This is a genomic window from Variovorax sp. CAN15 (assembly GCF_030462475.1).
Classification (GTDB): Bacteria; Pseudomonadota; Gammaproteobacteria; order Burkholderiales; family Burkholderiaceae_C; genus Variovorax.
Genome location: NZ_JASMRZ010000050.1, coordinates 1 through 15,217 on the forward strand (window position 1 = coordinate 1; position 15,217 = coordinate 15,217).

15 protein-coding genes are annotated in these 15,217 nt (G+C 66.3%); 6 read left to right on the plus strand and 9 right to left on the minus strand.

Annotated elements, in window-relative coordinates; genetic code table 11:
* Both QMO14_RS23320 and QMO14_RS23325 read left to right on the plus strand, forming a co-directional pair.
* Nucleotides 1–641, plus strand: a 641-nt coding sequence (locus tag QMO14_RS23320) for a transposase (protein ID WP_301510078.1), incomplete at its 5' end; no start/stop codon positions are given.
* A 515-nt stretch (nucleotides 642–1,156) separates the two neighbouring features.
* The gene (locus QMO14_RS23325) at nucleotides 1,157–2,041 is read left to right on the plus strand and encodes a hypothetical protein (protein WP_301510080.1); all 885 of its coding nucleotides are present in this window, start codon (nucleotides 1,157–1,159) and stop codon (nucleotides 2,039–2,041) included.
* Between the two features lie 10 nt (nucleotides 2,042–2,051).
* On the opposite strand, the gene QMO14_RS23330 is transcribed toward QMO14_RS23325, so the two are convergent.
* Entirely contained in the window at nucleotides 2,052–3,017 is a 966-nt protein-coding gene (locus QMO14_RS23330) for a GlxA family transcriptional regulator (protein ID WP_301510082.1), read from the minus strand.
* Between the two features lie 118 nt (nucleotides 3,018–3,135).
* On the opposite strand from QMO14_RS23330, the gene QMO14_RS23335 reads away from it, so the two are divergent.
* The 3 genes from QMO14_RS23335 (at nucleotide 3,136) to QMO14_RS23345 (ending at nucleotide 5,721) form a co-directional block, all read left to right on the plus strand.
* A complete protein-coding gene (locus QMO14_RS23335) occupies nucleotides 3,136–3,972 on the plus strand; it encodes a dienelactone hydrolase family protein (RefSeq protein WP_301510083.1) in 837 nt (278 codons plus the stop codon).
* A gap of 305 nt (nucleotides 3,973–4,277) precedes the next feature.
* Nucleotides 4,278–5,312 carry a nucleoside hydrolase gene (locus QMO14_RS23340; RefSeq protein ID WP_367618167.1) on the plus strand — a complete coding sequence of 345 codons (1,035 nt, stop codon included), beginning with the start codon at nucleotides 4,278–4,280 and terminating at the stop codon, nucleotides 5,310–5,312.
* A gap of 58 nt (nucleotides 5,313–5,370) precedes the next feature.
* A complete protein-coding gene (locus QMO14_RS23345; protein ID WP_301510085.1) occupies nucleotides 5,371–5,721 on the plus strand; it encodes a hypothetical protein in 351 nt (116 codons plus the stop codon).
* A gap of 31 nt (nucleotides 5,722–5,752) precedes the next feature.
* Here QMO14_RS23345 and QMO14_RS23350 read toward each other — a convergent pair whose 3' ends face one another.
* From QMO14_RS23350 to QMO14_RS23380, 7 genes are all read right to left on the minus strand, one after another.
* Nucleotides 5,753–6,199, minus strand: coding sequence for an SRPBCC family protein (locus tag QMO14_RS23350; protein WP_301510086.1), 447 nt, complete (start codon nucleotides 6,197–6,199; stop codon nucleotides 5,753–5,755).
* A gap of 187 nt (nucleotides 6,200–6,386) precedes the next feature.
* The gene (locus QMO14_RS23355; protein WP_301510133.1) at nucleotides 6,387–7,124 is read right to left on the minus strand and encodes an amino acid ABC transporter ATP-binding protein; all 738 of its coding nucleotides are present in this window, start codon (nucleotides 7,122–7,124) and stop codon (nucleotides 6,387–6,389) included.
* A gap of 148 nt (nucleotides 7,125–7,272) precedes the next feature.
* Entirely contained in the window at nucleotides 7,273–7,941 is a 669-nt protein-coding gene (locus QMO14_RS23360) for an amino acid ABC transporter permease (protein WP_301510087.1), read from the minus strand.
* Between the two features lies 1 nt (nucleotide 7,942).
* Nucleotides 7,943–8,698: an amino acid ABC transporter permease gene (locus QMO14_RS23365; RefSeq protein ID WP_301510134.1), complete on the minus strand. Its 756-nt coding sequence runs from the start codon at nucleotides 8,696–8,698 to the stop codon at nucleotides 7,943–7,945.
* A gap of 101 nt (nucleotides 8,699–8,799) precedes the next feature.
* Nucleotides 8,800–9,696, minus strand: coding sequence for a transporter substrate-binding domain-containing protein (locus QMO14_RS23370; protein ID WP_301510088.1), 897 nt, complete (start codon nucleotides 9,694–9,696; stop codon nucleotides 8,800–8,802).
* Nucleotides 9,697–9,848: 152 nt separating this feature from the next.
* Nucleotides 9,849–11,321 (minus strand): aspartate ammonia-lyase, encoded by a 1,473-nt coding sequence (locus QMO14_RS23375; RefSeq protein WP_301510089.1) that lies wholly within the window; start codon nucleotides 11,319–11,321, stop codon nucleotides 9,849–9,851.
* Nucleotides 11,322–11,506: 185 nt separating this feature from the next.
* Entirely contained in the window at nucleotides 11,507–12,490 is a 984-nt protein-coding gene (locus tag QMO14_RS23380) for a LysR substrate-binding domain-containing protein (protein WP_301510090.1), read from the minus strand.
* Nucleotides 12,491–12,551: 61 nt separating this feature from the next.
* On the opposite strand from QMO14_RS23380, the gene QMO14_RS23385 reads away from it, so the two are divergent.
* Nucleotides 12,552–14,000, plus strand: coding sequence for an amidase (locus tag QMO14_RS23385; RefSeq protein WP_301510091.1), 1,449 nt, complete (start codon nucleotides 12,552–12,554; stop codon nucleotides 13,998–14,000).
* Between the two features lie 238 nt (nucleotides 14,001–14,238).
* On the opposite strand, the gene QMO14_RS23390 is transcribed toward QMO14_RS23385, so the two are convergent.
* Nucleotides 14,239–15,177: a 2-hydroxyacid dehydrogenase gene (locus QMO14_RS23390; RefSeq protein ID WP_301510092.1), complete on the minus strand. Its 939-nt coding sequence runs from the start codon at nucleotides 15,175–15,177 to the stop codon at nucleotides 14,239–14,241.
* Between the last annotated feature and the right edge of the window lie 40 nt (nucleotides 15,178–15,217).

Below are 15,217 nucleotides of genomic sequence, written 5' to 3' on the forward strand. Positions count from 1 at the left end.
GCCTGGATGCGGGCTACTTCACGCCGGCGATCTGCCAGGGGCTGGAGGCGCGAGGTATTGCCGGGGTGATGGGCTACCGCACGCCGAACCACAAGCCAGGCACCTTCTACAAGCGCCAGTACGTGTACGACCGCTACCTTGACGAGTACGTCTGCCCGTCCGGTCAGGCGCTGGCGTACAGCACGACCAACCGTGTGGGCTACCGCGAATACAAGTCCGATCCTGCGATCTGCCGGCACTGTGCGGTGCGCACGCAGTGCACGAACAGCGCCAATGCGCAGAAGGTGGTGGTGCGCCACGTGTGGGAGTGGGCCAAGGAGCGYGTGGATGCCAGGCGCCTGACGCCRGAGGGCCAGCGGCTGTACGCGCGGCGCAAGGAGACGGTGGAGCGCAGCTTCGCCGACGCCAAGCAGTTGCACGGGCACCGCTACGCGCGCATGCGCGGTATGCGCAAGGTGGCCGAGCAGTGCCTGCTGGCCGCGGCCGCGCAGAACATCAAGAAGATCGCGCTGCTGCTGGCGCGCATGAGGGCGCTTTTATGTCGCGCCAGGCGCTGCGCAGCCATGAAAAGGCTCTTGGAGCGCTACTTGGTCGCTGTCGCTGGGCTGTGGCCCCATCGTCGCGAAATCAGCTTCACCTGAAAGAAAAAACCCCGCGTTCCAGAAAACGGGGGGTTCGTCAGCAGTCTGAAGCCCCGCATGCGCGGGGCTTTTTTATGGGCTCGGCGAATCGAACGAAAACGTGCATTGCCTCGCGGCGCCATCGCATGTATCGTCTCGCCGCCGCACAGAGCTGCACAGCAGCCATCGGCGGCAACGACCGAACATACAAGCAAGCAACGAGGGAGAAAGCAATGCTGAGGACATGGAGGCGCGCTGCTGCTGCGGCGCTGACTACGCTATTGATTTCCTGTGGAGGCGGCGGGGGCGGAGGTGGCGGTGGAGGCGGCCTGGGGCTGCTGCCCCCACCTTCGGCAGAGAGCGGGACGACCGCGCCATCACCTCAGCCGGCGCCGGCACCATCCACCCCCCCCGAACAGCCACAGACGCAGCCCGCTCCGGCCACACCCGCTTTCACCACGTTCGCCCTGCTGCCCTACAGATCCGCGATCGTGTCGTTCGCCAAGCCCAACCCTGCACCTGGCGAGACAGTCGAGATGCGGACGATCAACGCATTCAAGAACGCCGGGAATGCCCCCCGTGACATGGCATACGACGCGAAACGCGACCGGCTCTACATCTCCATGGGCACCCGCATCCTGATGGTCCCTAAGGCAAGCCAAGCCTCCGGCGACGTCACGGCGGCGCAATATGAACTGTTGTCGACCGGCCTCGGCAACTACAGCACGCTGGTGCTGGACGCCGAGCGCGATGTGCTCTGGCTTGGCGGTCCAACTTACAGCCAGGGTGCGCTGCTGAAGATCAGCAACATCAGCGCCGCCTACGGTCAGATTCGCACACTCGAGTCCATCAGTCCCACGGAATCACAACCCGTGGCGTCCTATCAGATCTGGTACATCCGCTCCCAGATGCTCATGCGCTTCGCAGTCGATCCGGTGCGTTCGCTCATCTATGCATCGGATGGCTTCGGCGGTGTCTTCGACCTTGCAACGCTGACACCCGCGCGCAAGTCATCGACTGGCGACCCCATCTACGAGAGCTCGGTGGCCTACAACAACGCGCCGAAGCACCTGCTCCTCAACGGCACCAATGGGTTTGCGCTCGACGTTGCCCTCGATGCCACACGGGACAGGCTGTATTACCTCGGAGGCGACGGCCGCGAAGTCATTACCGTCGATGGCGCCAGCACTGCTAATTCGCCAGCCACCGTTGCGCGGCTTCCCCTGCCCACGGCCAACCTCTCCATCGCCGTGGATGCGAAGAATGACCGCCTCTACGTAGGCGGCATCGACAACAACGCCTACATCTTCAGCAACGCAAGCCTGATCACGCCAGGCATGACCGTGCCTGGCGCCACCGTATTGGGCTCGCCTGAAAGCGTGCCGGGCAAGGGTGTGGTGCTGGGCATCTCATTCCCCTGATCCGGCCGTATCAGCAGCGGTAGCGGCTAGGGTTCGCTCCGGCCACTTTCTTCATCAGGCGCCGCAATGCCGTGGCGTCCTGGTAGCCCACTGCGCCGGCCACCTGCTCGACCGTCATGCGGCTGGATTCGAGCAGCGCGCGGGCGCGCCGCAGCCTCACGCTCTGCACCAGCGCCTGCGTGCTCTTGCCGGTGGCCTTGTGGATGTGCCGCGAGAGCGTGCGCTCCGACATGCAGAACTCGCGCGCCAGTTCGCTCACCGCCGGCGCCTCGGGCAAGGCCGATTCGACCCGCGCCGCGAGCCGTGCGACCAGGTCGTTGCCGCTGGCGAGCACCTCCGCTGCGATGAAAGGCGCCTGCGCCTGGCGGCCGTCGATCAGCAGCATGCGCGAGACCAGATCGGTGAGCGCGCTGCCGCAGCGCTCGCGCAGCAGGTGCAGCATCAGATCGGTCTGCGCGAAGGCTGCGCCTGCGGTGACGACGGGGCCGTCGGAGCACACCATGCGGTCGGCATCGACGGTGCAGCCAGGCGCCATGCGCGCGAGCAGCGGTGCGTACCACCATGAAACCGTCGCGCGGCGCCCCTGAAGCAGGCCGGCGGCATTCAGCAGGAACACGGCCGAGCATGAGGCCGCGACCTGCCCGCCTGCCTTGGCGTGACGCGCGAGGCCTGCGATGGCCTTGGCCGCGTCTGCGCTTTCGAGGCACCGGCGGATCTCGCCGGGCGTGTTGAGGCCGAGCCCCGGCACCACCCAGGTGGAGCGATCGTCGCGGGGGCGCACGGGCAGGCGCGTGGTGTCCAGGCTCATGCCGGCGCGCAACTGCACCGGGCCTCCGTGCACCGAGCAAAGCCGCCAGCGGGGCGGCGCGACACCCGCGCGCGCGGCCATTGCTTCTGCGGCGCCGAGGATGTCCATCGTGACCGCGACGCTGGAATTGAAGGCGCCGGGCAGCACCAGCACAGTGAAGTCATGCATCTGGGTGATTGGCCGATAAGGCCTCAAAGGAGTCGAATTGGACACTGCCATTCTGGCGAGGCCGAACGTCCAATACAAGCTTCGCGGCTTTCGCACAGCCTGAACGGCAAAGGACCCCATGACCCAGCAACGCTCCATGACGGAAGACGACCCGCTCGACGACTTCACCCCGCGCCAGATCACGCTCGACGGCATCGAGAAGAAGGTCTACGTCATGGGCCAGGGCCCGGCCGTGATCGTGATGACGGAGATGCCCGGCATCAGCCCGCATGTGGCGCGCTTCGCCCGCTGGGTGCGCGACGCGGGCTTCACGGTCTACATGCCCTCGCTCTTCGGGCGTGATGGCGCGGTGCCCGGTGCAGAGGAAGGCATCGCCGTCTTCAAGCGCGCCTGCGTCAGCGCGGAGTTCCGCGCCTTCGCGGCCAACGAGTCGAGCCCCGTCACGCAGTGGTTGCGCGCGCTGGCGCGGCTCGCGCACGCCGAGTGCGGCGGGCCCGGCACGGGCGCCATCGGCATGTGCTTCACCGGCAACTTCGCGCTTTCGATGATGCTGGAGCCCGCGATGCTCGCACCGGTGATGTGCCAGCCTTCGCTGCCGATGGACAAGCCGGACGCGATGAACATGGCGCCCGAGGAGCTGGCCTCTGTGCGCGAGCGGCTGGAGCGCGACGACCTCACCGTGATGGCCTACCGCTTTGAGGGCGACAAGCACTGCAGGGCACAACGCTTCGCGGCCTTCTCGCAGGCGCTGGGCGAGCGCTTCGTGGCGCGCGTGCTGCCCGACAGCGCAGCCAGCACCGACACGCCCCCCTTCTTCGCGCAGGTGGTGGCGAGCCCGCACAGCGTGGTGACGGCGCACCTGATCGACGAGGCGGGGCAGCCGACGCTGGCGGCGCGCGACGAGATACTGGGCTTCTTCGCGCGGCGGCTGCTGCCTGATTCGAACAAGGGCTGAAGAAGCGGCGTTTTCGCAACACGCGGCGCGCGGCTCAGGGGCGCCGCGGATGAAACTTCCTCGCGTGCTTTGCGCACTTTCCGTTTCGGTTGCGTGCGGACTCTAAAGCCTTGGTCTACGCACCGTTGCGAGTGGTCGCACGGCAGTCGAAAATGCCCTCGCGATCAGGTGTCCGCGGCGCGTGTTGCTCTGGCAGACTGACTTGAAAGGCGCCCCTTCCTCGGCGCCTGCAAGGAGGTTCTTTCATGCATTCCAGGGCTGCCGCAGCGGCAACACCGTCGTCATCGCCATCGCGTCTCGCCGCGATGGTCTTCCCGGTTCTTCTTCTCGGACTTGTTGCCCTCTTGACCGCCAGCCTCATCGCCCCGAAGGCCCACGCCGCCGACGCCACGCCAGCCTCCACGCACACGCTCATCATCGACACCGACCCGGGTGCCGACGACGTGATCGCGCTGCTCTTCGCCATGGCCTCGCCCGAGCACCTGAAGATCCAGGCACTGACCACCGTGGCCGGCAACGTGCCGCTTGCCAAGACCTCGCGCAACGCACGCCTGGCGCGGGAATGGGCGAAGCGGCCCGACATCGCCATCTATGCCGGCGCGCCGCGCCCGCTGGTGCGCACACCGATCTACGCGGCCGACATCCACGGCAGCGAAGGCATCACCGGCGTGAAGGTGCACGAGCCCAGCCAGCCGCTGGCCGATGGCAACGCGGTCGACTACCTGATCCGCACGCTGCGCGCCGCGCCCGAAAAGAGCGTGACCCTCGCGATGCTCGGCCCCGAGACCAACCTCGCGCTGGCGCTCACGCAGGCGCCCGACATCACGCGCGGCCTGCGCGAACTGGTGCTCATGGGCGGCGCGCATTTCAACGGCGGCAACATCACGCCCACGGCCGAGTTCAACGTGTTCGCCGATCCGCACGCGGCCGAGATCGTGCTGAAGAGCGGCGTGCCCATCACCATGCTGCCGCTGGACCTCACGCACAACGTACTCACCAGCCCCGAGCGCATCGCCAGGCTGCGCGGCCTGGGCAACCAGGCCGGCAAGACCGTGGCCGACATCCTCGACGCCTACGTGCAGCACGACATGCAGTACTACGGCCTGCCCGGCGGCCCGGTGCACGACGCGACCGTCGTCGCCTACCTGCTGCAGCCGTCGCTCTTCAGGGGCCGCAAGGTGAACGTGGAAGTCGACAGCCGCGAAGGGCTGGGCTTCGGGCAAACGGTGGTCGACTGGTATGGCGGGCTGAAGAAGCCGGCCAACGTGAACTGGATCGCGGAGGGCGATGCGCAGGGGTTCTTCGATCTGCTGACGCAGAGGATTTCGCGGTTACCTTGAGCCGTGTGCGCGAGGCGCATCGGCGCAAAACAACACATGCGTTGGCTACCATCGCGCGATGCCCACCTCGAACACGACGGATCGATCTGCCTTTTTCAACTGGATCTCGGCAGGCATGCTGATGAGTGGCCTCGCGCTGCCGCTCGTCGCGAAGGCAATCGGATCGGGTTTCTGGCCGCTCCCTCTCTACTCTCTCGCGCTGCTCTGCTGGCTCGCGCTGCCCTTCTGGTATCCCTATTCAGTGATGAAAACAGGGGTCCTGGGTGCCCGGTACAAGGTTTTCAGACGGCAGGAGCCGTTCAGGTTCTGGCTGGGGCTGGCGACCCATGAAGTGCTGCTGCTTGCCTTGAGCACGGTGGTCGCGCTGCCCGTGTATGCCAACCTTGTGAAAAGCCAGATGCCGCAATGAGACGGCGCTCGCTCGATCCAGAGAAATACTGTCAGCCCGGAATGTTCGGCTCCACCAACTGGGCCAGCGAGACCAGCGACTCCTGCCAGCCCAGGTAGCACATCTCGGCCGGAATCATTTCGGGAATGCCTTCCTGCACGATCAAGACGTCGGTGCCGCAGGACACCTCGGTCAGCGTCACGGTGGTCTTCATCGTGCCCGGAAGGTTCGCGTCGTCGAAGGCCGCGTCGTAGGCGATGCGCTTGCCGGGAACGAGCTCGAGGTACTTGCCGCCGAACGAATGGCCGTTACCAGTGCCGAAGTTGGTGAAAGACATGCGCCACGCGCCGCCCACCACCGGCTCCATCGCGTGGACCTTGCCGACGAAACCGAAGGGCGGCAGCCAGCGCTCGAACGCGCCGGGCTGGACGAATGCGCGATAGACCTTGTCGGGCGTGGTGCGCAGGACGCGGTGCAGACGGACGGTGTTGGTAGCCATGATTGATTGCTCCTGAAGAAAATCGAGGACGACCCTCGATAGCACGTCGGATGAGCCTGATGAAAATCGACAGGCGCCGAGATCAGGGGAAACCCGAAGTCGCGCGACATGGCCTAGCCCCAAGCAAAAAGGCCGCGCTGCCCAGAAGACAGCGCGGCCTTTTGCTTCCTAGCCTTGCAGCAGACGATCAATGCTGCAGGATCTTGTCCAGGAAGTCCTTGGTGCGCGGCTGACGGTTTTCCGGATGGCCGAAGAACTCGTCCTTCGAGCAGTCTTCCAGGATGCGGCCGCCCACGTCGATGAAGATCACGCGGCTGGCGACCTTGCGGGCGAAGCCCATCTCGTGCGTGACCACCATCATGGTCATGCCTTCCTTGGCCAGGTTCACCATCACGTCGAGCACTTCGCCGACCATCTCGGGGTCGAGCGCCGAAGTGGGTTCGTCGAACAGCATGACGATGGGGTCCATCGACAGCGCACGGGCGATGGCCACGCGCTGCTGCTGGCCGCCGGAGAGCTGGCCCGGGAACTTGTCCTTGTGCGCCATCAGGCCCACGCGATCGAGCATCTTCAGGCCGCGGGTCTTGGCCTCGTCGGGCGTGCGGCCGAGCACCTTGATCTGGGCGATGGTGAGGTTCTCGGTCACCGACAGGTGCGGGAACAGCTCGAAGTGCTGGAACACCATGCCGACCTTGGAGCGCAGCTTGGGCAGGTTGGTCTTGGGGTCGTGCAGCGGGATGCCGTTGACGGTGATCTCGCCCTTCTGGAAGGGCTCGAGCGCGTTCACGGTCTTGATGAGCGTGGACTTGCCGGAACCCGACGGGCCGCACACCACCACCACGTCACCCTTGGAGATGCTGACGGAGCAGTCGTTGAGCACCTGCACCGGGCCGTACCACTTCGATACGTTCTTGATTTCGATCATTTTTTCGGACATTTTCAAACTCCTGTGAGCAGGTTCATCGCACCGAGTGCAGTCGAGGAAACGCCGTGGAACCGGCTTTGCCGGGCCACCGGCGTCGCCCCCTGGAAGGGGGTTGGCGAAGCGACACGAAGTGCGCGAAGACTGGGGGTCATCTGATGATCGCGATTTTCTTGTGCAGGCGCTTCACCAGCCAGGAAAGGGCGTAGCACATGACGAAGTACACGACGGCGGCCAGCAGGTAGGCCTCTTCCGGACGCCCGAAGTTCTTGCCCGCGGTCTCGAAGCCCTTGAGCAGATCGTAGGCGCCGATGGCGTAGACCAGCGAGGTGTCCTGGAACAGGATGATGGTCTGCGTGAGCAGCACCGGCAGCATGTTCCGGAAGGCCTGGGGCAGGATGACCAGCTTCATGTTCTGGCTGTAGGTCATGCCCACGGCCATGCCGGCCGAGACCTGCCCGCGCGGTATCGACTGGATGCCTGCACGCATGATCTCCGAGAAATAAGCGGCCTCGAAGCAGATGAAGGTGATGACGGCCGAGGTTTCAGCCCCGATGGGGCGGCCGATCACGAAGGGCACCAGCAGGAAGAAGCCCAGGATCACCATCACCAGCGGCACGGAGCGCATGCCGTTGACGTAGGCCGCGGCGGGAAAGTCCAGCCACTTCTTGCCCGACAGGCGCATGAGCGCCAGCAGGGTGCCGAAGAAGATGCCGCCCAGCGTGGCCACGGCCGTCAGGATGACGCTGAAGTAGAAGCCCTTCAGCACGTAGGTGCTGATCAGGTTCCAGTTGTAGAAGGAAAAGTCGAGACCCATCATGTCAGTGGCCTCCCGTGCCGCCGGCGGCGACGAAGCCCGGCACGCGCAACTTGCGCTCGATGAAAGTCATGATGCGATTGACCAGCATGGCGCTGAGGACATAGAGCGCGATCACGCCGATGTAGATCGGGATCTGTGCCGAGGTCTCCTCACCGGCCTGCAGGTAGAACTGCGTGAGCTCGGGGATCGACACCGCGAAGGCCACGGACGAGTTCTTGAAGATGTTCATCGACTCGCTGGTCAGCGGCGGCATGATGATCCGGTACGCCATGGGCAGCAGCACGAAGCGGTAGTACTGCGGCGTCGTGAAGCCCACGGCCATGCCCGCGTAGCGCTGGCCGCGCGGCAGCGCCTGGATGCCCGAGCGCAGCTGCTCGGCGACCCGAGCCGAGGTGAAGAAGCCCAGCGCGCAGACCACCAGCACGAAAGGCGGCAGATCGCGCATCGGCGGAATCATCTTGGGCAGCACGAAGTACCAGATGAACACCTGCACCAGCAGGGGGACGTTGCGGAACAGTTCCACCCACGCGTTGCCGAGCCGGACCAGCCAGGGGCTGTTGGGCAGCGTGCGCAGGGTGCCGATGATCGAGCCCACGACCAGCGCCACGAGCAGTGCCGTGAGCGCCACGCCCACGGTCCAGCCCCAGGCATTCAACATCCATTGCAGATAGGTCTGGTCCGATCCGCGCGCGAAGCAGCTTGCGACCACTTCATTGGTGAGCGTGTCCTGGCAAAAGACCGACATGTCCAGGTTCAGCATCCATCCTCCTTCGCGGGTCAGGGCCCGCGCCCATTGCATCGAAAAGCCCGCGTCGGCAGGGGGCCGCGCGGGCTTGGCTTTTCAGGTCTGACGCCGCTTTACTTGGGGGCGTAGGCTTCCATCGGCTTGTCGTTCGGGTTGGCCCACGCGGCCTTGGTGCCTTCCGAAGCCGGCATGTTCAGGTTGACGTTGTTCGGCGGGATCGGCTGCGTGAACCACTTGTCGTAGAGCTTGGCCAGCGAACCGTCCTTGATCTGGCGCACGATGCTGTCGTCGATGGCCTTCTTCAGCTTGGCGTCGCCCTTGGGCAGCATGCAGGCGATGGGTTCGACCGACAGCACTTCGCCGACGATCTTGAAGTCCTTGGGGTTCTTGGACTTGGCGGCATTGGCGGCCAGGATGGAGCCGTCCATCACGAAGGCATCGGCGCGGCCCGACTCGAGCAGCAGGAAGCTGTCGGCGTGGTCCTTGCCCATGACTTCCTTGAAGTCGAGGCCTTCGGCGCGCTTGTTCTTGCGCAGCGTCTGGACCGAGGTGGTGCCGGTGGTGGTGGCAACGGTCTTGCCCTTCAGGTCGGCGATGCCGTTGATGCCGGAATTGGCCTTGGTGAGGATGCGCACTTCTTCCACGTAGGTGGTGTAGGCGAAGTCGACATCCTTCTGGCGGGCCGTGTTGTTGGTGGTGGAGCCGCACTCGAAGTCGATGGTGCCGTTCTGGACCAGCGGCACGCGGTTCTGCGAGGTGATCACCTGGTAGTTGACGGTCAGCGGCTTGCCGAGGTCCTTGCTCAGGTCCTTGATGATGTTCTCGGCCATTTCGGTGTGGAAGCCGACGTACTTGCCGCCGCCCAGCGTGAAGGCCAGGCCGGAAGAATCGCGAACGCCCAGGTTGACCGCGCCGCGCTCCTTGATCTTGGCGAGGGTATCGGTGGCCTGCGCGAACGCGCCGGTCGCCACGAACGCCGTCACTGCCAGCGCGAGCAATTGCTTTTTCATCAGAAGACTCCTTGGGAATTGGACAGAAAGAAACACCGCGAAATTCTAGACACACACTGTTGTTGGGCGCATCGGTAACCACCCCGGTGCACGGCACACTGAACTGTGCAGTTCCGCGCGAGGGTGGGCGCCCGTCTGGTGCATGAGACCCGTCATGACGCCGATAGGGGGGGATTAGCAGCCTCCGTGCCCGTCGGCACGGCTGCGGGCGGAACGGGTGTGGACAATCTTACAGGCTGCGTCAGATTCTCAGGCACCAGCAGAGCGTCCATCTCGGCGCGGGTCATGATGCCCAGCGATTCGGCCACCAGGTCGATCGGCCCGCCGGTGGCCAGCGCGGTCTTCGCGATGAGCGCGGCCTTCTCGTAGCCGATGAGCGGGTTGAGCGCGGTGACCAGCGTGACCGACTCGCGCACCCGCTTCGCCAGGAATTCGCGGTTCGCCTCGATTCCCTCCACGCAGTTGTGCTGCAGCGTGGTGCAGGCGCGGCTCAGGTGCTGGATGCTCTTGAAGAGGCTCCAGCCCATGATCGGCTCGAAGGCGTTGAGCTGCAGCTGGCCCGCTTCGGACGCCAGCGTGACGGTGATGTCGTTGCCGATGACCTCGAAGGCCACCTGGTTCATGACTTCCGGGATCACCGGGTTGACCTTGCCCGGCATGATCGACGAGCCCGCCTGCCGAGCCGGCAGCCGGATTTCGCCGAAGCCGGCCTGCGGGCCGCTGGACAGCAGGCGCAGGTCGTTGCAGGTCTTGCTGAGCTTGGTCGCCACGCGCTTGAGCACGCCCGACAGCTGCACGAAGGCACCCGTGTCCTGCGTGGCCTCGATGAGGTTGGCGGCCTGCTTCAGCGGCACGCCGGTCTGCTCTGCGAGGTACTGGCAGGCGAGGTTGGCATAGCCGTGCGGCGCGTTGATGCCGGTGCCGATGGCGGTGGCGCCGAGGTTGATTTCCTCGATGAGCGAGCGCGCCTCGCCCAGGCGGGCCTCGTCTTCCCCGATCATGATCGCGTAGGTCAGGAACTCCTGGCCCAGCGTCATGGGCACGGCGTCCTGCAGCTGGGTGCGGCCGATCTTGAGGATGTCCTTGAACTCGAGCGCCTTGGCTTCGAAGGCGCCGCGCAGCGAAGCCATCGACTCGAGCAACCGCCCGATGGCGAACCACAGCGCCAGGCGCACCGCGGTGGGGTACACGTCGTTGGTGCTCTGCGAGGCGTTGACGTGGTCGTTGGGGTGGAGCACGTCGTAGCGCGCCTTCTCGTGGCCCAGCTTTTCCAGCGCGAGGTTGCAGATGACCTCGTTGGCATTCATGTTGGTCGAGGTGCCGGCGCCGCCCTGGATGACGTCGACCACGAACTCGTCGAGCAACTTGCCCTCGACGATGTCGTCGCAGGCCAGGATGATGGCCGCGGCGCGATCACGGTCGATGGCGCCGAGGTCGGCGTTGGCGCGGGTGGCGGCCTTCTTCACGTAGGCCAGCGCGCGCACCAGGTCGGGCATGGCCGAGATGCGGGTGCCGGAGATCGGGAAGTTCTCGACCGCGCGCGCCGTGTGCACGCCCCAGTAGGCGATGGCGGGGATCTGCTTTTCGCCGAGGAAGTCGTGTTCCGTCCTGAAATTGGAGCTCATGCGGGGTTCCTCGGCTTAAAAAAAAGCACGCGCAGGGCGCGTGCCGTGGGTGGTGCTGCGCAGCAGCTGAAAACTGCCGCGACTGTAGTTGCGCCGGATTCGGGGCGCCAATGCCTTTTGCGGGAAGCCCCATGCGCGGCATTCATAGATTGTGCAGCGCACAAATTCCAGCCTTCCCGGGGGCATCAGCGCTGCGGCTGGGTGCCGACCAGGTAGGACCACAGCGCATCGGCGGTGCGCTTGGGTTGCGGTGTGTCGGCGGCCTTGAGCGCGGCACGGCCGGCGCCGGCCTTGACAGGCGCCGGGACACCCGGGCGTTCGCGGTACGCGCGGATCTCCATGGTCGCCTCCAGGCTGTCGATCTCGGGCGGCAGCGCGCTCACCAGCTTGCGCGCCTTGATCTCCTTGCGCACAGCGCTCTGCGGCAGGAAGGCGATGCCGTGGCCTTCGAGCGCCATCACCTTCAGGCCCTCGGCCATGTCGGTCTCGTACACGCGATCGAGGTGGATGGCCGTGCCCGATTCCTTGAGCAGCTGGTCGACCACGCGGCCCAGGTAAGCGCCGGGCGCGTAGCCGAGGTAGGGCAGCGGCTGGCCGGGCCGGCCCGGCAGGCGGTAGCGCGGAGCGCCCTCGGCATCGGCCTTGACCCAGGGGGCCACGGTTTCCTGGCCGAGGCTGACCATCTCGTACTTGTTGGCGTCGAGCTGCAGCGGCTGCGACGGGTGGTGGTAGGCGATCAGCAGGTCGCAGCTGCCTTCGACGAGCCGCAGCACCGCGTCATGCACGTTGAGCGCGATCAGCCGGCTCTTGATGGGGCCGAAGTGCTCCCGCAGGCTGGTCACCCACGAGGGAAAGAAGGTGAATGCCAGTGTGTGCGGCACCGCGATCTCGATCACGTCCTGCCCTGCGGCCGAGTGGCCGCGCAGCATGGCGCGGGTGCTCTGCAGCGACTGGAGCATCTCGATGGCCTGGCTGTAGAGCGTCTGGCCGGCGGGCGTGAGCCGGGTCGGGTACGAGCTGCGGTCCACCAGGTCGGTGCCGGCCCAGCCTTCGAGGGCCTGGATGCGGCGGGAAAAAGCCGGCTGCGTCACGTGCCTCAATTGGGCCGAGCGGCTGAAGCTGCGCGTTTCCGCCAGGCTGATGAAGTCTTCGAGCCACTTTGTTTCCATACGCGGCGATTATGCGAGCGCCGCGCCATACTGGGCTCCCCCTCCTTTTCCCTCATTCGCCATGTCTTCAGCCGACCTGCTCGACCTCAGCGCCACCGAACTCTCCCGCCGCATCGCCGCGCGCGACGTGTCCTGCCGCGAGCTGATGCAGGCCTCGCTGGCGCGCATCGAGGCGCTGAATCCGCGCTTCAACGCCATCGTGTCGCCGCGCGATCCGGCGCAGGTACTGGCCGAGGCCGACGAGCGCGACGCAGAGCTGGCACGCGGCGAACGGCGCGGCTGGATGCACGGCTTTCCGCTGGCGGTGAAGGACCTGAGCCACGCCGCCGGGCTGCCGACTTCCATGGGCTCCCCGCTGTCGCCGCGCTCGCCGGCCCGCAGCGACAGCCTGCACGTGGCCCGCGCCAGGGCGGCCGGCGCCATCGTCATCGTCATCGGCAAGACCAATACGCCCGAGTTCGGCCTCGGCTCGCACACCTACAACACGGTGTTCGGCATCACCCGCAACGCCTATGCGCCCGACCGCAGCGCGGGCGGCAGCAGCGGCGGCGCCGCGGTGGCACTGGCCCTGGGCATGCTGCCCGTGGCGGACGGCAGCGACATGATGGGCTCGCTGCGCAACCCGGCCGCCTTCAACAACGTGATCGGCATGCGCCCCTCGCGCGGACGCGTGCCGGGCAACCCCGACGAGGAGCTCTTCTTCCAGCAGCTGGGCTGCGAAGGCCCGATGGCGCGCACGGTGGAAGACACGGCACGGCTGCTGGCCGTGCAGGCGGGCTTCGACGGCCGCGTGCCGCTGTCGTCGCCGCACGCCCTGCCCTCGCCCGACGAACTGCGGCTGGAGGGCGACGTAAGGGGCCTGCGCATCGGCTGGCTCGGCAGCATCTGGCCCGACCTGCCGCTGGAGCCCGGCATCCGCGAGCTCGGCGAGAAGGCGCTGGGCACCTTCCGCGACATCGGCTGCGAGGTGGAGCCCTGCACGCTCGACGTGCCGCGCGAGCACAACTGGAGCGCCTGGCTGCGCCTGCGGCAGCTGCTGGTGGGCGGCAAGCTGGGCGCCTACCTGAGCGACCCGAAGCTGTTCGCGCAGCTCAAGCCCGAGGCGCAATGGGAGATCGAGCAGAGCCGCCATCTCGACGCTGCCTCGCTGTACCAGGCTTCGGTGTACCGCTCGAACGTGTACCGCGCCTTCCTCGGGCTCTTCGAGCGCTTCGACTTCGTGCTGGCGCCGACCGCGCAGATCTTTCCCTTCGATGCCGAACTGCACTGGCCGGCCGGGGTGGGCGACGTGAAGAGCGACACCTACCACCGCTGGATGGAGATCGTCACGCCCTTCACGCTGGCGGGGCTGCCGACGCTGAACGTGCGTGCGGGCTTCGTGGAAGGCGGCCTGCCGATGGGGCTGCAGCTCGCGGGGCCGATCCATTCGGATCTCGACGTGCTGCGGCTGGGGCATGCCTACGACCAGGCATGCGGCTGGTCATCTCGCCGCCCCCCTGTATTGGCCTGACTCCCTCCCCCGCTGGGGGAGGGCTGGGGTGGGGGCAGGCGGCGCATCCATCGAGCGCTCTGCCTGCCCCCATCCCGACCTTCCCCCAGAGGGGGAAGGAGCAATGCAATCCCAGGCCTTGTTGTCTTTCTCCCTCCCCCTCTGGGGGAGGGCTGGGGTGGGGGCATGCGGCGCATCCATCGAGCGCTCTGCCTGCCCCCATCCCGACCTTCCCCCAGAGGGGGAAGGAGCAAAGACATCAGATCGGCGTCACCACGCCCCGCCCCGCGAAGTGCCCTTCGGCATTCGCGAGGAAATGGTCCACCGACTTCTGCGTCGCCTCGGGCGACCAGCCGGCCATGTGCGGCGTCAGCAGTACGTTGTCGAGGCCGATCAGTTGCTCGGGCCGCTTCGGCTCGCTCTCGTACACGTCAAGCCCGGCGCCGGCGATGCGGTTCTCTCGCAGCGCGGCCGCCAGAGCCTCGGTATCGACCACGCTGCCGCGCCCGATGCTCACCAGGTAGCCCTGCGGCCCCAGCGCGTCGAGCACTTCGGCATTGACCAGGTGCTTCGTGGCCGGACCGCCCGGCGCGGCCAGCACGAGGAAGTCGGCCCACGAGGCCAGCGACTTCAGGTCGTCGAAGTAGCGCTGCGTCACGCCTTCCTTCGGCTTGCGGTTGTGATAGCCGACCTCCATGTCGAAGGCTGCGGCGCGCTTCGCGATCTTCTGGCCGATGGTGCCCATTCCCAGAATGCCCAGCTTCTTGCCCGACACGTTCGGCGGCTGCGGAATGGCCTCGCGCCACACGCCTTCGCGGCACAGCCGGTCGAGCTTGCGGAATTCGCGCACGATGCCGATCAGCAGGCCGAAGGCATGGTCGGCCACGCAGTCGTCGTTGGTGCCCGCGCCGTTGGCCGTCGCGATGCCGCGAGCGCGCGTCGCTTCGAGCGGCACGCCTTCGTAGCCCGCGCCCATGCAGCAGATCAGCTCCAGCGCCGGCATGGCATCGATCTCCTCGGGCGTGATGCCGATCACGCCGATGGTCAGCACCGCGCGGAACTTCTTGCCGTGCTCGGCGATGGCGGCCGCGCGCAGGGCGGGGTCGAAGGCGTAGGTCATGTCGTAGACCTCGGCAATCTGGGCCTGGTGAGCGCTCGAGAGGCTGTTGAGCACCAGCAGGGGAATCTTGGTCGACACGTCTGAACTCCTGAGATCGATAAAAGGGAATGGATGATCG

Bases quoted from the DNA above. Each gene is read 5' to 3' on its own strand.
- QMO14_RS23325 (WP_301510080.1), top strand. From the start codon at position 1,157: ATGCGGACGATCAACGCATTCAAGAACGCCGGGAATGCCCCCCGTGAC.
- QMO14_RS23330 (WP_301510082.1), bottom strand. From the start codon at position 3,017: ATGCATGACTTCACTGTGCTGGTGCTGCCCGGCGCCTTCAATTCCAGC.
- QMO14_RS23335 (WP_301510083.1), top strand. From the start codon at position 3,136: ATGACCCAGCAACGCTCCATGACGGAAGACGACCCGCTCGACGACTTC.
- QMO14_RS23340 (WP_367618167.1), top strand. From the start codon at position 4,278: ATGGTCTTCCCGGTTCTTCTTCTCGGACTTGTTGCCCTCTTGACCGCC.
- QMO14_RS23345 (WP_301510085.1), top strand. From the start codon at position 5,371: ATGCCCACCTCGAACACGACGGATCGATCTGCCTTTTTCAACTGGATC.
- QMO14_RS23350 (WP_301510086.1), bottom strand. From the start codon at position 6,199: ATGGCTACCAACACCGTCCGTCTGCACCGCGTCCTGCGCACCACGCCC.
- QMO14_RS23355 (WP_301510133.1), bottom strand. From the start codon at position 7,124: ATGATCGAAATCAAGAACGTATCGAAGTGGTACGGCCCGGTGCAGGTG.
- QMO14_RS23360 (WP_301510087.1), bottom strand. From the start codon at position 7,941: ATGATGGGTCTCGACTTTTCCTTCTACAACTGGAACCTGATCAGCACC.
- QMO14_RS23370 (WP_301510088.1), bottom strand. From the start codon at position 9,696: ATGAAAAAGCAATTGCTCGCGCTGGCAGTGACGGCGTTCGTGGCGACC.
- QMO14_RS23375 (WP_301510089.1), bottom strand. From the start codon at position 11,321: ATGAGCTCCAATTTCAGGACGGAACACGACTTCCTCGGCGAAAAGCAG.
- QMO14_RS23380 (WP_301510090.1), bottom strand. From the start codon at position 12,490: ATGGAAACAAAGTGGCTCGAAGACTTCATCAGCCTGGCGGAAACGCGC.
- QMO14_RS23385 (WP_301510091.1), top strand. From the start codon at position 12,552: ATGTCTTCAGCCGACCTGCTCGACCTCAGCGCCACCGAACTCTCCCGC.